Source organism: Halomonas rhizosphaerae (assembly GCF_030010555.1).
Classification (GTDB): domain Bacteria; phylum Pseudomonadota; class Gammaproteobacteria; order Pseudomonadales; family Halomonadaceae; genus Halomonas; species Halomonas rhizosphaerae.
The window spans coordinates 1-14,621 of sequence record NZ_JASCQP010000016.1; the positions used below are offsets into that span (position 1 = coordinate 1).

General features: G+C 66.8%; 12 protein-coding genes. 4 read left to right on the plus strand and 8 right to left on the minus strand.

The window, feature by feature from the left end; all coding sequences use genetic code 11:
• Positions 1-214: 214 nt before the first annotated feature.
• Positions 215-1,051 (minus strand): CDP-diacylglycerol--serine O-phosphatidyltransferase, encoded by an 837-nt coding sequence (gene pssA / locus QLQ83_RS04875; RefSeq protein ID WP_282734430.1) that lies wholly within the window; start codon positions 1,049-1,051, stop codon positions 215-217.
• A 146-nt stretch (positions 1,052-1,197) separates the two neighbouring features.
• Positions 1,198-2,214: a ketol-acid reductoisomerase gene (gene ilvC, locus QLQ83_RS04880; protein ID WP_282734431.1), complete on the minus strand. Its 1,017-nt coding sequence runs from the start codon at positions 2,212-2,214 to the stop codon at positions 1,198-1,200.
• 177 nt (positions 2,215-2,391) lie between these two features.
• Here ilvC and ilvY point away from each other — a divergent pair, with 177 nt between their 5' ends.
• Positions 2,392-3,279, plus strand: coding sequence for an HTH-type transcriptional activator IlvY (gene ilvY / locus QLQ83_RS04885; protein ID WP_282734432.1), 888 nt, complete (start codon positions 2,392-2,394; stop codon positions 3,277-3,279).
• 78 nt (positions 3,280-3,357) lie between these two features.
• Here the strand turns inward: ilvY and ilvN are convergent, their stop codons facing one another.
• From ilvN to rluD, 5 genes are all read right to left on the minus strand, one after another.
• Entirely contained in the window at positions 3,358-3,849 is a 492-nt protein-coding gene (gene ilvN, locus QLQ83_RS04890) for an acetolactate synthase small subunit (RefSeq protein WP_040183026.1), read from the minus strand.
• Complete coding sequence (locus QLQ83_RS04895; protein WP_282734433.1) at positions 3,849-5,573, minus strand: acetolactate synthase 3 large subunit; 1,725 nt, start codon at positions 5,571-5,573, stop codon at positions 3,849-3,851. Before QLQ83_RS04895 ends, ilvN begins: the two co-directional genes overlap by 1 nt.
• 581 nt (positions 5,574-6,154) lie before the next feature.
• Complete coding sequence (gene clpB, locus QLQ83_RS04900) at positions 6,155-8,737, minus strand: ATP-dependent chaperone ClpB (protein ID WP_282734434.1); 2,583 nt, start codon at positions 8,735-8,737, stop codon at positions 6,155-6,157.
• Between the two features lie 347 nt (positions 8,738-9,084).
• On the minus strand, positions 9,085-9,840 hold the full coding sequence (pgeF, locus tag QLQ83_RS04905) for a peptidoglycan editing factor PgeF (RefSeq protein ID WP_282734435.1): 756 nt from the start codon (positions 9,838-9,840) through the stop codon (positions 9,085-9,087).
• Positions 9,841-9,850: 10 nt separating this feature from the next.
• A complete protein-coding gene (rluD, locus tag QLQ83_RS04910) occupies positions 9,851-10,810 on the minus strand; it encodes a 23S rRNA pseudouridine(1911/1915/1917) synthase RluD (RefSeq protein ID WP_282734436.1) in 960 nt (319 codons plus the stop codon).
• A gap of 125 nt (positions 10,811-10,935) precedes the next feature.
• Between rluD and QLQ83_RS04915 the strand changes: the two genes are divergently transcribed.
• Together QLQ83_RS04915 and brnA are read left to right on the plus strand one after the other, a co-directional pair.
• Positions 10,936-11,751: an outer membrane protein assembly factor BamD gene (locus QLQ83_RS04915; protein ID WP_282734437.1), complete on the plus strand. Its 816-nt coding sequence runs from the start codon at positions 10,936-10,938 to the stop codon at positions 11,749-11,751.
• 310 nt (positions 11,752-12,061) lie between these two features.
• Complete coding sequence (gene brnA, locus QLQ83_RS04920; RefSeq protein WP_282734438.1) at positions 12,062-12,298, plus strand: type II toxin-antitoxin system BrnA family antitoxin; 237 nt, start codon at positions 12,062-12,064, stop codon at positions 12,296-12,298.
• Positions 12,299-12,386: 88 nt separating this feature from the next.
• On the opposite strand, the gene QLQ83_RS04925 is transcribed toward brnA, so the two are convergent.
• Complete coding sequence (locus tag QLQ83_RS04925; protein WP_282734439.1) at positions 12,387-14,018, minus strand: NAD+ synthase; 1,632 nt, start codon at positions 14,016-14,018, stop codon at positions 12,387-12,389.
• 101 nt (positions 14,019-14,119) lie between these two features.
• Between QLQ83_RS04925 and QLQ83_RS04930 the strand changes: the two genes are divergently transcribed.
• On the plus strand, positions 14,120-14,422 hold the full coding sequence (locus tag QLQ83_RS04930) for a PP0621 family protein (protein ID WP_282734440.1): 303 nt from the start codon (positions 14,120-14,122) through the stop codon (positions 14,420-14,422).
• Positions 14,423-14,621 lie beyond the last annotated feature (199 nt).

The following is a 14,621-nucleotide window of genomic DNA, read 5'->3' on the forward strand; positions in this document are numbered from 1 at the left end:
AACCCAAACAGAAACAACCACTTCTGCCACTCATCACCGCCTGCAACGTGTGCCCGTCGCCGGCAGCGGATGCGTACTTTACGGATTATCCCGAGGCCGCGCAAGGCCCTCGGGAATAAAAATGTCGCGACCACCGGCTGTGGATGACATGCCCCACGGGCAGAGACGACAACGCCCGCGCGAAGCGGGCGTATCGGGGCATGACTGGCCAGGCTCAGCGGGTGGTCGGCGTGTGCTTCAGCTTGCGCATCACCGCCATCGCCGGTCCGGAGATCACGTAGGCACCGAACAGCAGCAGCAGCATCACCGAGGGCTCGATGGAGATGACCACGAAGCCCAGCACGATGGCCAGCAGGAAGACGAAGGGCACCGGTCCCTTGAGATCCACGTCCTTGAAGCTGTAATAGCGGATATTGCTGACCATCAGTATCCCCGCGGTCCCCACCACGAAGAGCATCAGCAGCTTGAAGCCGAAGGCATCGGCATCGAAGCTGTGGAAGGTCCAGACACTGGCCGCGACCAGGGCCGCCGCCGAGGGGCTGGGCAGGCCGATGAACCACTTCTTGTCGACGCTGCCGATCTGCACGTTGAAGCGGGCCAGTCGCAGCGCGGCGCAGGCCACATAGAGGAAGGCCACCACCCAGCCGGTCTTGCCGATGTCCTGCAGGATCCAGATGAACGCCACCAGGCCAGGCGCCACACCGAAGGAGAGCATGTCGGAGAGACTGTCATACTCGGCGCCGAAGTCGCTCTGGGTGTTGGTCAGGCGGGCCACCCGACCATCCAGGCCATCCAGCACCATGGCGATGAAGATGGCGATCGACGCCGTGGTGAAGTCCCCGTTCACGGCGGCCACCATGGCGAAGAAGCCGGAGAAAAGGGCGGAGGTGGTGAAGAGGTTGGGCAGCAGGTAGACGCCCTTGCGCCGCACCTTCCGGCCATCCTCCTCGGCCTCCTCGATCACCTCCGACTCGCGCACGAAGGTGCTCGCCAGGTCCTCGTCGCCTGGCTGGTCCGGCTCTTGCTCGCTGTGGTGCGCATCCCGACTCATCTGTCTCTTCCATCGGCTTGGGTGTCGCCCCATTCTACACACAGAGCGGCCGACGACTCACGACGATACCGGAAGCGCGACGACTCCAGACGCAGCGAGGGCGCGGAAACCCGCGCCCTCGCATCAGCCGGAACGGATCGCGGGGATCAGTTCTTCGACTTGTCGACCAGCTGGTTGGCGGCGATCCACGGCATCATGCCGCGCAACTTCTCGCCGACCTGCTCGATCGGGTGCTCGGCGTTCAGGCGGCGACGCGCGGTCATCGAGGGATAGTTGCTGTTGCCCTCGTTGATGAACATCTTGGCGTACTCGCCGGTCTGGATGCGCTTGAGCGCATTACGCATGGCCGCGCGGGACTGCTCGTTGATCACCTCGGTGCCGGTCACGTACTCGCCATACTCCGCGTTGTTGGAGATGGAGTAGTTCATGTTGGCGATGCCGCCCTCGTACATCAGGTCGACGATCAGCTTGAGCTCGTGCAGGCACTCGAAGTAGGCCATCTCCGGGGCATAGCCCGCCTCGGTGAGGGTCTCGAAGCCGGCCTTGACCAGTTCCACGGCACCGCCGCACAGCACGGCCTGCTCGCCGAACAGGTCGGTCTCGGTCTCGTCCTTGAAGGTGGTCTCGATGATGCCGCTGCGACCGCCGCCGATGGCCGCCGCGTAGGAGAGCGAGAGCTCCTTGGCGTTGCCGGTGGCGTCCTGGTGGATGGCGATCAGATCGGGGATGCCGCCGCCGCGCACGAACTCGGAGCGCACGGTGTGTCCCGGGGCCTTGGGCGCGATCATCACCACGTCCAGATCCTTGCGCGGCTCGATCTGGTTGTAGTGGATGTTGAAGCCGTGGGCGAAGGCCAGGGTGGCACCCTGCGCCAGGTTCGGTGCGACCTGGTTCTCGTAGATCGCCTTCTGGTTCTCATCCGGTGCGAGGATCATCACCACGTCGGCGTTCTTGCTGGCTTCCTCGACGGAGGCGACCTTGAGGCCGGCGGCCTCGGCCTTGGCCGCGGAGGAAGAGCCTTCGCGCAGGGCGACGGTGACGTCGACACCGGACTCCTTGAGGTTGTTGGCGTGGGCATGGCCCTGTGAACCGTAGCCCACGATGGCCACCTTCTTGCCCTGGATGAGGGAGAGGTCGCAGTCCTTGTCGTAGTAGACGCGCATAGGGGGTCTCCTGAACGTAATAGCGTGGAATCGAGGTCAGCGTTGATGGCCACCCGCGCCGTCTGTCGCGGCGCTGGGATGCGTTGCAGCCGATGGGGATCACCTTACGCCAGCCCTCGCGTTGCGTAAAACGCGATATTTGCAATATCACATCCCGAAATATGCAATACTGGCGACATGGACATGCGCCCCCTCAAGCACTTCCTCGCCCTGGCCGAGACCCTGCACTTCGGCCGCGCCAGCGAGGCCTGCCACGTCAGCCCCTCGACGCTCTCACGCACCATCCGCCAGCTCGAGGAGAGCCTGGGCGTGCGGCTCTTCGAGCGTGACAACCGCCATGTGGTGCTGACCCGCCAAGGCCGCAGCTTCCAGGCCTATGCCCGGGACACCCTGGAGGAGTGGGAACGGCTGCGCCAGTCGCTGATGAGCGAGGCGCGCACCCTCACCGGCGAGATCAGCATCTACTGCTCGGTGACCGCCAGCTACAGTTTCCTCTACGAGCTGCTCAGCGAGTTCCGCACCCGCCACCCCGGTATCGAGCTCAAGCTGCACACCGGGGACCCGGCCCAGTCACTGCCCCGGGTGCTGGCCGGCAACGAGGACATGGCGATCACCCCGCGGCCGCGCCAGGCCCCGGATGCCCTGGCCTTCAAGTCGCTGACCCGCTCGCCGCTGGTGTTCATCGCGCCCCACGAGGCCCATGACTGGATCCCCACCACGCCGGAATCGCCCTCCGCCAAGCAGTGGCGCGAGGTGCCGATGATCCTCTCCGAGGCCGGCCTGTCGCGCCAGTACAGCGACACCTGGTTCCGGGCGCTGGGCGTGGCACCGCGGATCTATGCCCAGGTGGCCGGCCACGAGGCCATCGTCAGCATGGTGGGACTGGGGTTTGGCGTCGGGGTGGTGCCGCGGATCGTGCTCGACACCAGCCCCCTGGCGGAGCGGGTCAGGGTCCTGCCGGTCAAGCCGGAACTGCCCCACTACGACGTCGGGCTCTGCGTGCTCGAGCGCCGTCTGAGGAGCCCGTTGATCGCCGCCCTCTGGGACGAGGTGATAGAGCACTGAACCACCACCCCAGACAGACGAAGGCCGCCCCGAGGGGCGGCCTTTGCGGTGCGGCAGATGGCACACTTGCAGGCACACTTACAGGGAAAGAACCTTGTCGCCGCGGGCAATCCCCGACACCCCGGTGCGCGCCACCTCGAGGATGCCCACTGGCGCCATGGCCTGCAGGAAGGCATCCAGCTTGCCGGCGTCACCGGTGATCTGCACCGTGTAGAGGCTCGGCGTCACGTCGACGATCTGCGCGCGGAAGATGTCCACGGTGCGCTTGACCTCATCGCGGGCCGCGCCCAGCGCCTTGACCTTGACTAGCATCAGCTCGCGCTCGATGTGGTTGCCCTCGGTCAGGTCCACCAGCTTCACCACGTCGATCAGCTTGTTGAGGTGCTTGGTGATCTGCTCGATCACCCGGTCGTCCCCCACGGTGGTCACGGTCAGCCGCGACAGGCTCGGGTCCTCGGTGGGCGCCACGTTCAGCGTTTCGATGTTGAAGTTGCGCTGGGAGAACAGCCCCACCACGCGTGACAGGGCGCCCGGTTCGTTTTCCATCAGAATCGAGATGATATGGCGCATCAGGTCCGCTCCGTCTTGGAAAGCAGCATGTCACGCATGGAGCCCAGGGGCACCTGCATCGGATAGACGTGCTCGTGCGGGTCGACGAGAACGTCGAGGAACACCAGCTCGTGCGTGTCGGCAAAGGCGCGTTCCAGTGCCGGCTCGAGATCCGCCAGTGTCTCCACCCGCAGCGCGGTGAAGCCATATGCTTCGATCAACTGCTGGAAGTCGGGCAGCGACTCCATGTAGGAGTGCGCATGGCGGGACTTGTAGTTGAGGTCCTGCCACTGGCGCACCATGCCCAGCGAGGCGTTGTTGAGGTTGACGATCTTCACCCCCCCACCGAACTGCTTACAAGTCGAGAGCTCCTGCATCATCATCTGGAAGCTGCCCTCGCCGGTGACGCAGATCACCTGCTCCTCCGGAAAGTTGTGCTTGATGCCCATGGCCGCCGGGAAGCCGAAGCCCATGGTGCCGAGCCCCCCGGAGGTGATGAAGCGGTTGGGCTTGTCGAACTTGTAGTACTGGGCCGCAAACATCTGGTGCTGGCCCACGTCGGTGGTCACGTAGGCCTCACCGCGGGTCACCCGGCACAGCGCCTCGATCACCTCCTGGGGCTTGATCGGCTCGCCGGGCTTCGAGGGCTCATAGAGCTTGTCGCGGCGCTCCTCGCGCCAGCCGTCGATCTGCTTCCACCAGTCGCCCAGGGCCTCGGGATTGGCGATCTCCTTGCCCTGCACCATGCTGATCATCTCGTTGATCACGCTGCCGGCCGGGCCGACGATGGGCACGTCCGCGCGCACCGTCTTGGAGACCGAGCTCGGGTCGATGTCCACATGGATGATCTTGGCCGTGGGGCAGAACTTCGAGGTGTTGTTGGTGACGCGGTCGTCGAAGCGCGCGCCGATGGCGATGATCAGGTCGGCATGGTGCATGGCCATGTTCGACTCGTAGGAGCCGTGCATGCCCAGCCAGCCCAGGCACTGGCGGTCGCTCTGTGGGTAGGAGCCGATGCCCATCAGGGTGGTGGTGATGGGATAGCCCAGCCGCTGGACCAGGTCGGTCAGCCCCTCGCTGGCGTGGCCGGTGACCACGCCCCCGCCGGTGTAGAAGACCGGGCGCCGGGCCTTGAGCATCAGCTCCACGGCCTTCTTGATCTGGCCGGTATGGCCGCGGGTGACCGGGTTGTACGAGCGCATCTTCACTTTCTTCGGGTAGACGTACTCGTAGCGCTCGGTAGGTGCGGTCATGTCCTTGGGAATGTCCACCACCACCGGGCCGGGACGGCCGGTCGCGGCCAGGTAGTAGGCCTTCTTGAGGACCTCGGGAATCTCGGTCGGGTGCCGGATCGAGAAGCTGTGCTTCACGATCGGCCGCGTCACGCCGATGATGTCGGTCTCCTGGAAGGCGTCGTCGCCGATCAGGTGGCTCATCACCTGGCCGCACAGCACCACCATGGGGATCGAGTCCATGTAGGCGGTAGCGATGCCGGTGACGGCGTTGGTCGCCCCGGGACCGGAGGTCACCAGCACCGTGCCCGGTTTGCCGGAGGCCCGGGCGTAGCCGTCGGCGGCATGAGTGGCCGCCTGCTCGTGGCGGACCAGGATGTGCTTGACCTTGTCCTGGCGGAACAGCGCGTCGTAGATGTGCAGCGCCGCCCCCCCGGGATACCCATAGATGTATTCGACGCCCTCGTCCTGGAGGAAGCGGGCAATCATGTCTGCGCCGGAAAGCAGTTCCACAGATGTATCTCCCCTGGAGGTCTCGAGTGCGATCCGCGCCCACCGTGTGGACACGAAGTCGAGTGCGGCGGTATGCCGCTGCCGGCCGTGCCGGCACCTGATGCCAAACCCTGGCAAAAAGCCCTGTTGGGGCCTGCACTCTTTCGGGAACGCTGATGCATTGCGACGTGAATCAGCCGTTCCCTTCACGGCGGTTCACCGCGTCGGGGGCGTTGGCCGACCCGGGCGGTTGGCCCGGATTCGGAAGTCCTTCGGCGGGTAGAGGCGCTCGGCCCACCCTTCGCGCGGGAATGGGGGGTTGCCCGCTGGAGTCCGCGCCCGTATCAGGAAGGCTCAAGATTCCATTAGCACTGTGGAAGTGTCAACCGCGGAAACGGCGTGGGTAGCCCAAGATGGGCCATCCGGCAAGGTGGTCGTGTCACCCGGGCCACCACAAAAGAGCCCGTCCACTCGCGGGGAGGGACGGGCAAGGGGGTTACAGGACGCAACCTGATGTCAGTTTAGACCGTCGCCGCCCGGTCGCCCGGGCGGCAAGGTAACGCTTTGTGGCGCAATGTGACGCCGCTTTACGGCGTGCGGTCTCAGCTCTGGAACACCAGCTGGTCGCCTTCCGCCTCCACGTGGATGACCTCGCCCGGCGAGAACTTCCCGGCCAGCAGGTCCTGGGCCAGCGGGTTCTCGATGCGGCTCTGGATCGCCCGCTTGAGCGGCCGGGCACCGAACACCGGGTCGAAGCCTGCCTCGGCCAGCAGGACCAGCGCCGCCTCGCTGACCTCGAGACGCAGGTCGTGCTCCGCGAGCCGCGCGCGCAGGCGGTCGAGCTGGATCTCGGCGATGGCCTGGATCTGCGCCTGGCCGAGGGCGTGGAAGACCACCACCTCGTCGATGCGGTTGATCAGCTCCGGACGGAAGTGGTCGCCGACCACCGCCATCACCATCTCCTTCATCTCGGCGTAATCGCTGTCGTCGCCGCCCATGCGCTGGATAATGTCCGAGCCCATGTTGGAGGTCATCACGATCACCGTGTTGCGGAAGTCCACGGTGCGGCCCTGTCCGTCGGTCAGGCGACCATCCTCCAGCACCTGCAGCAGGATGTTGAAGACGTCGGCATGGGCCTTCTCCACCTCGTCGAGCAGCAGCACCGAGTAAGGCTTGCGGCGCACCGCCTCGGTCAGGTAGCCGCCCTCCTCGTAGCCAACATAGCCGGGAGGCGCGCCGATCAGCCGCGCCACGGAGTGCTTCTCCATGAACTCCGACATGTCGATGCGCACCATCGCCTCCTCGGTGTCGAAGAGGAAGTTCGCCAGCGACTTGCAGAGCTCCGTCTTGCCCACCCCGGTCGGGCCGAGGAACAGGAAGGAGCCGTTGGGCCGGTTGGGGTCGGCGAGGCCGGCCCGCGAGCGGCGCACGGCGTTGGCCACGGCGGTCACCGCCTCGTCCTGGCCGATCACCCGCTCGTGCAGCGCCTCCTCCATGCGCAGCAGCTTGTCGCGCTCGCCCTCGAGCATCTTGGCCACGGGGATGCCCGTCCAGCGCGAGACCACCTCGGCGATCTCCTCCTCGGTGACGTTGGAGCGCAGCAGGGTGTGCTTGGAGGTATCGGCCTCGGCCTCGCTGGACTCGGCGATCTTCTTCTCCAGCGCAGGGATCACCCCGTACTGGATCTCCGACATCCGCGCCAGGTCACCCTGGCGCTTGGCCTGCTCCAGCTCGATGCGGGCCTTGTCGAGCTCCTCCTTGAACTGCCCTGCCCCCTGGATGCTGGCCTTCTCGGCCTTCCAGATCTCGTCGAGGTCGGCGTACTCGCGCTCGAGCTCGTCGATCTGCTCCTCGAGGCTCTCGAGACGCTTCTTCGAGGCCTCGTCGGTCTCCTTCTTGAGGTGCTCACGCTCCATCTTCAGCTGGATCAGCCGGCGGTCGAGGCGGTCCATCTCCTCGGGCTTGGAGTCGAGCTCCATGCGGATGCGCGAGGAGGCCTCGTCGATCAGGTCGATCGCCTTGTCGGGCAGCTGGCGGTCGGTGATGTAGCGGGTCGAGAGCTTGGCCGCGGCGATGATCGCGCCGTCGGTGATGTCGACCTTATGGTGGACCTCATAGCGCTCCTTGAGGCCGCGCAGGATCGCCACGGTGTCCTCCTCGGAGGGCTCGTCCACCAGCACCTTCTGGAAGCGGCGCTCCAGGGCGGCGTCCTTCTCGATGTACTTGCGATACTCGTCCAGGGTGGTGGCGCCCACGCAGTGCAGCTCGCCGCGGGCCAGGGCGGGCTTCAACATGTTGCCGGCATCCATGGAGCCCTCGGCCTTGCCGGCACCGACCATGGTGTGCAGCTCGTCGATGAACAGGATCACCCGGCCCTCCTCCTGGGCCAGCTCCTTGAGCACCGACTTGAGGCGCTCCTCGAACTCGCCGCGGAACTTGGCCCCGGCCAGCAGCGCGCCCATGTCCAGCGACAGCACGCGCTTGTCCTTGAGCCCTTCCGGCACCTCGCCGTCGACGATGCGCTGGGCCAGGCCCTCGACGATGGCGGTCTTGCCCACGCCGGGCTCGCCGATCAGCACCGGGTTGTTCTTGGTGCGCCGCTGCAGCACCTGGATGGTGCGGCGGATCTCGTCGTCGCGGCCGATCACCGGGTCGATCTTGCCGCTGGCCGCCCGCTCGTTGAGGTCCAGGGTGTACTTCTCCAGCGCCTCGCGCTGGTCCTCGGCGTTGGGGTCGTCGACCTTCTCGCCGCCGCGCACGCTGTCGACGGCGCTCTCCAGCGCCTTTCGGGTCACCCCGGCCTGGGTCAGCAGCTTGGTCACCGCGTGGCCCATCTCCAGCGCGGCCAGCAGCACCAGCTCGCTGGCGATGTACTGGTCGCCGCGCTTCTGGGCCTCGCGGTCGGTGAGGTTGAACAACTTGATCAGGTCGCGGGAGGGCTGTACCTCGCCATCGAAGTTGGCGACCTTGGGCAGGTCGTCCAGGTGGCCCACCAGGCCGTCGCGCAGCCGGGCGGCATCGCCGCCGGCCTTCTGCACCAGCGCCTTCACGCCGGTATCGGTGGCCTCCAGCAACGCCAGCAGCAGGTGGCCGGGCTCCAGCTGGTTGTGGCCACGGCCCACGGCCAGCGACTGGGCATCCGCCACGGCGTTCTGCAGCTTGGCGGTGAACTTGTCGAATCGCATTCGCTTTCCTCCATCGGGGTGACGGCGCGGTCGGACGCACCGTTTGGCCCTGTCTATGTGTCTTGACGGTATCAATGGAGTCAGCCTGGGCGGCTTTCAAGTCGACGGCCAGGGAAAGGGCGCGACGAGTTGACGCTGGTCAAGCGGGCAAGGGGCAAGGGGCAAGGGGCAAGGGGCAAGGGGCAAGGGGCAAGGGGCAAGGGGCAAGGGGCAAGGGGCAAGGGGCAAGGGGCAAGGGGCAATCCAGCATCAACCCCGGACTGAAGGCCACAAGGATCTTTTCCTTGTGGCTGGCCGAAGGCCTCGGGGTTTCCTTGAACCTTGCTCCTTGAGGCTTGTGCCTCGCGTCAACGCAACCAGATCACGCTGGCCATGCGGCCGGTAATGCCGTCGTCGCGGCGGTAGGAGTAGAAGCGGGGCTCGCAGGCGGTGCAGAAGTGGCCGCCGCTGATATGGGAGACGCCCAGGCGCTCGAGGCGCAGGCGGGCCAGCTTGTAGAGGTCGCCCATGTAGTGGCCGAGCCGGTAGGGGCTGGGGTCGAAGGCGGCCTCGGCCTCCGGGTGCACGCCGACGAAGGCCTGCTGCACCTCGGGGCCGACCTCGAACTGGGCGTTGGAGATCGCCGGGCCCAGCCAGGCCATCAGCTCCTCAGGCGGCAGGCCCATCGCCCCCACGGTCGCCTCGATCACGCCGCCGGCCAGCCCGCGCCAGCCGGCATGGGCCACCGCCACCCGCTCGCCGCGACGGTCGCAGAGAAACACCGGCAGGCAGTCGGCGGTGAGCACCACGCAGGCATAGTCACTACTCATCGCCACGGCGGCGTCCGCCTGGGGCCGGGCATCGGAGTAGGCCTGCTGTACCCGGGCACCGTGCACCTGGTCGAGCCACAGCAGCGGGCGGCCGTCGCCGACCTCCTTCTCCAGCTGCCGGCGGCACAGCGCCACGTGGTCCGGGTTGTCGCCCAGGTTCTCGGCGGGATTGAAGGCGGCGAAGGGGCCCTGGCTGGGGCCGGTCTCCCGGGTGGTGACGAAGGCGCCCACGCTCTCCGGCGCCGGCCAGTCGGGCAGGATCGGGGTCGGGCGCAGGTCGAAGGTATCGCTCATCACGGGGTCCTTAACGCATGGTCTCGCGGTCTTCGCGCAGGTAGTCGAGCAGCATCAGCAGGTCATCCGGCAGCGGCGCACGGAAGGCCATCCGCTCGCCGCTGACCGGATGCACGAAGGCCAGCTTGCGGGCATGCAGCGCCTGGCGGGGGAACTCGCGCAGGATCTCCTTGAGCGTCTCGCCGGCGCCGGCCGGCAGCTTGAGGCGCCCACCGTAGACCGGGTCGCCGATCAGCGGATAGCGCGCATGGGCCATGTGCACGCGGATCTGGTGGGTGCGGCCGGTCTCGAGCTTGCAGCGCGCATGGGTATGGGCGCGGAAGCGCTCCACCACCCGGTAGTGGGTCACCGCCGGCTTGCCCGAGGCATTCACCGCCTGGCGCTTGCGGTCGCGCGGGTGGCGGCCGATGGGGGCGTCCACGGTGCCGCCGGCGGTCATCACCCCGACCACCACGGCATCGTACTCCCGCGAGACGGTGCGCGCCTGGAGCTGCTCGACCAGGGCGGTCTGGGCGGCCAGGGTCCTGGCCACCACCATCAGCCCGCTGGTGTCCTTGTCCAGGCGGTGCACGATGCCCGCCCGCGGGATGGTGGCCAACTGCGGGTCGTGGTGCAGCAGGGCATTGAGCAGGGTGCCGTCGGGGTTGCCGGCGGCGGGATGCACCACCAGGCCCGGCGGCTTGTCGATCACCAGCACCTCGTCGTCCTCGTACACCACCGTCAGGGGGATGTCCTCGGGCTCGAAGCGGGTGTCGTCCTCGATCTCGGCGGCCAGGACCAGGGCCTCGCCGCCGTAGACCTTGTCCTTGGGCTTGGCGGGTTGGCCATCCAGGGTCAGGGCCCCGCTCTTGATCCAGGCCTTGAGCCGCTCCCGGGAAAAGTCGGCGAAGAGTTCGGCGGCGGCCTGGTCGAGGCGCAGGCCCGCCATGCGTTCGGGAACGCGATGCTGTGCGTCGAGGGTCTGGGACATGGGTCGGGACAGGGCTCTTTGCGCACCGGGAGCGATGACTGCGTTTCGCCGCAAGGTGCTTTATAGTGGGCGGATATCGGCCGATTCTATCACGGCCGTCCGGGTTGTTAGACACGAGGATCACGATGCGCGTTATCACCTCCCCCGCCCGCCTGGCGTCCCTGCTGATGGCCGGCGTCCTGCTGGCCGGCTGCGCCAGCACCGATTCCCAGGAAGACGAGCTCGATGGCGTCGCCGAGCGCCAGCTCTACGAGGAGGGTCGCGAGGCCCTGGAGGATGGCAGTTACACCACCGCCATCAACCGGCTCGAGGCCATCGATACCCGCTTCCCCTTCGGCGAGCATGCCGAGCAGGCGCAGCTGGAGCTGATCTACGCCTACTACGAGACCGACGACTGGGAAGGCGCCCGCGCCGCCGCCAGCCGCTTCATTCGTCTGCACCCGGACCACCCCCAGGTGGACTACGCCTACTACATGCGTGGCCTGGCCGCCTGGCAGGCGGGGCGCTTCAGCCTGGAGCGGCTGCGGCTGATCGATATCGCCAAGCGCGACCCGGGCGCCACCCGCGATGCCTACGCCGACTTCCAGGAGCTGATCCAGCGTTTTCCGGACAGCCAGTACGCCCCGGACGCCCGGCAGCGCATCGTCTACCTGCGCAACGTGCTGGCCCGCCACGAGCTGCACGTGGCCGACTTCTACCTGCGCAAGGGGGCCTACCTGGCCGCCGTGGAGCGCGGCCGCTGGGTGATCGAGAACTACCCGCAGTCCGAGGCCACCCATGATGCCCTGGCGGTGATGGTGGAGGGCTACCTGGGCCTCGAGATGCGCGACCGCGCCCGCGAGACCCTCCAGGTGCTGATCGAGAATGCGCCGGACCACGAGCGCCTGCGCGGCCGCTCCTTCCGCCCGGAGCACGTCAAGGCCGACGCCCTCTCGGCCTGACGCCGCCGAGCGCCGAGCGCCGAGCGCCGAGCGCCGAGTAGGATGATGCCGCCACTGTGGCCGGCATCATCAAAGGTTCTTCGCAGATCAGCGTGAATGCACTGACAGTTCCCTGTGGGAGTGCTGCTTGCAGCGCGATCCGCCGCATAGCGGCGGCCTCAGCGGCGTACCAATCGCTTTGCAAGCAAAGCTCCCACGACAACCTGTCCGGTGGCTCCGCACCCTGTGGGAACGGAATTCATTGGGCGATTGGCGCCGCCAGGCACATAGGGAGTCGCCGATGCATCGCGCAGCAGTGAGGTAGCCCTCTATGAAAGCCCATGATCTCGATAACCGTTTCGATGAAGGTGACGACATCATCGATGAGCTCGACCTGTCGCAAGCCAGTCGTCCGCTCAGGAAGCAGAAGCGCGTCAATGTCGACTTCCCGACATGGATGATCGACTCGCTGGACCGGGAAGCCGCTCGTCTCGGCGTCACCCGCCAGTCCATCATCAAGATCTGGCTGGCCGAGCGCCTGGAGCAGCACGGCTCGCATTCGCACTGACCCTGCCCTCTTGACGGAAGAACGCCACCGCCCGAAAGGGGGTGGCGTTTCTCGTTTCTATTGGCCCGGCGCTTGCGGCTTGACGCCGTCAGTCCCCCGGCTGCCAGCCGTTGACGATGGGGTAGCGGCGGTCGCGGCCGAAGCCGCGCCGGGTGACGCGCACGCCCACCGGCGCCTGGCGCCGCTTGTACTCGCAGCGGTCCACCAGCTTGACCACCTTGTAGACATCCTCACGCTCGAAGCCCGCCTCGATGATCGCCTCGGCGCTCATGTCGCCCTCGATATAGCGCACCAGGATGGCATCGAGCACGTCGTAGTCCGGCAGGCTGTCGCTGTCCTGCTGGTCCGGGGCGAGCTCGGCGGTAGGCGGCCGCTCGATGACCCGCGCAGGGATCGCCGGCGACTGGACGTTGCGCCAGCGCGCCAGGCGGTAGACCCAGGTCTTGTAGACGTCCTTGATGGCGTTGTAGCCACCCACCATGTCGCCGTAGAGAGTGGCGTAACCCACCGCCATCTCGCTCTTGTTGCCGGTGGTCAGCACCATCAGGCCCTTCTTGTTGGAGATCGCCATCAGCAGCACACCGCGGCAGCGCGACTGCAGGTTCTCCTCGGTGGTGTCCCGCTCGGTGCCGGCAAAGCTCTCGGCCAGGGTCGTCATGAACGCCTCGACCATCGGCTCGATGGGCAGCACCTCGTAGCCCACGCCCAGCATCTCGGCCTGCTCGGCGGCATCCTGCCGGGAGATATCCGCCGTGTAGTGGTAGGGCATCATCACCGCATGGACGCGCTGCGGGCCCAGGGCGTCCACTGCGATGGCCAGCGACAGCGCCGAGTCGATGCCGCCGGAGAGCCCCAGCACCACGCCCTCGAAGCCGCTCTTGTTGACGTAGTCGCGCAGGCCGGTGACCAGCGCGCAGTAGAGGTTCTCCTCCGGCTCGACCTCGGGCTCGGTCTCGCCCGGCTGGGGCACCCAGTGGTGCTGGTCGCGCACGAACTGCACCGGCATCAGGCCCACCGCCCAGTGGGGCGCCTGCACCATCAGCTCGCCCTTGGCATCGACGCAGGCCGAGCCACCATCGAAGACCAGCTCGTCCTGGCCGCCGATCTGGTTGACGTAGACGATGGGCAGCGCCACCTCGCGAGCACGCGCCTCGAGCAGCGCCAAGCGCTCGGCAGGCTTGTCCAGGTGGAAGGGCGAGGCATTCAGGGTGACCAGTATCTGGGCGCCGGCATCGCGGGCCTGGCGGACCGGCTTCTCGCTCCAGATGTCCTCGCAGATCAGGATGCCGATCCTGGCGCCCTTGTGCTCAACCACCAGCGGCTGGTTGCCGATGGCGAAGTAGCGTTGCTCGTCGAACACCTCGTAGTTGGGCAGCGCCTGCTTGGCGTACTCGTCGAGCCACTCGCCGTTGTAGAGCACCCCGGCCAGGTTCCAGTTCTGCCCCTCGCGGCGCCCCGGATAGCCGACGATGACCATGACGTCGCGGGCCATCTTCTCGGCCATGTGGGCCCGGGCATGACGCAGGCGAGTCTCCATGGAGGGGCGCAGCAGCAGGTCCTCCGGCGGGTAGCCGGTCAGGAAGAGCTCGGGCAGCACCACGATATCGGCACCATGCTCGATGCGTGCCTCGCGCACGGTCTCGATGGCGAGGTCGGCGTTGCCGGGAATGTCGCCGACCAGAGGGTCGAGCTGAGCCATCACCAGGGTCAGGTCTTGCATGGGCTTGGAAATCTCTCGAGAATCGATGGATATCCGCCATTGTCCCGCAAGGGCGGCCGAGTGGCAAAGCCGGCCACCCCCACCTGGGAGTTCCACAAGGAATGAACCTGTTGCTGATTCGCCTGATCATCTTCGCCGTGCTGTTCTTCGCCGGCCTGAAGCTCTACCGCATGTACCGCGAGTGGAAACTGGACCGCGATGGCCCGCAGCAAGGGGGCGACGACCAGGGCAACCGCATGGTGCGCTGCAGCTGGTGCCAGGTGCACCTGCCCGAGGACGACGCCCTGCGCGAGCGTGGCGACTGGTTCTGCTCCGGCGACCACCGCGACAAGTACCTGGCCGAACAGAAGGAAGAGAAGAAAGAAGAGCAGAAGGAAGAGAACAGGCAGGAAAGGGACGACTGAAGAACCACAAGGGCGGGGAGTGATCCTCGCCCGCTTGCCCCCTGCCTTGCCCCCTCGACCGAGGATGACCTCGCCGACCTCCCGCATGGATGGCGCACAGTAGCCGTTAGCGATCGCCTATGGCCGGGCACCAGTGCCAAGACCATCATCGCCAGCAATACCCCACCGCTGTGCGAGCCCTTGCCCGGCAGTGACGCTA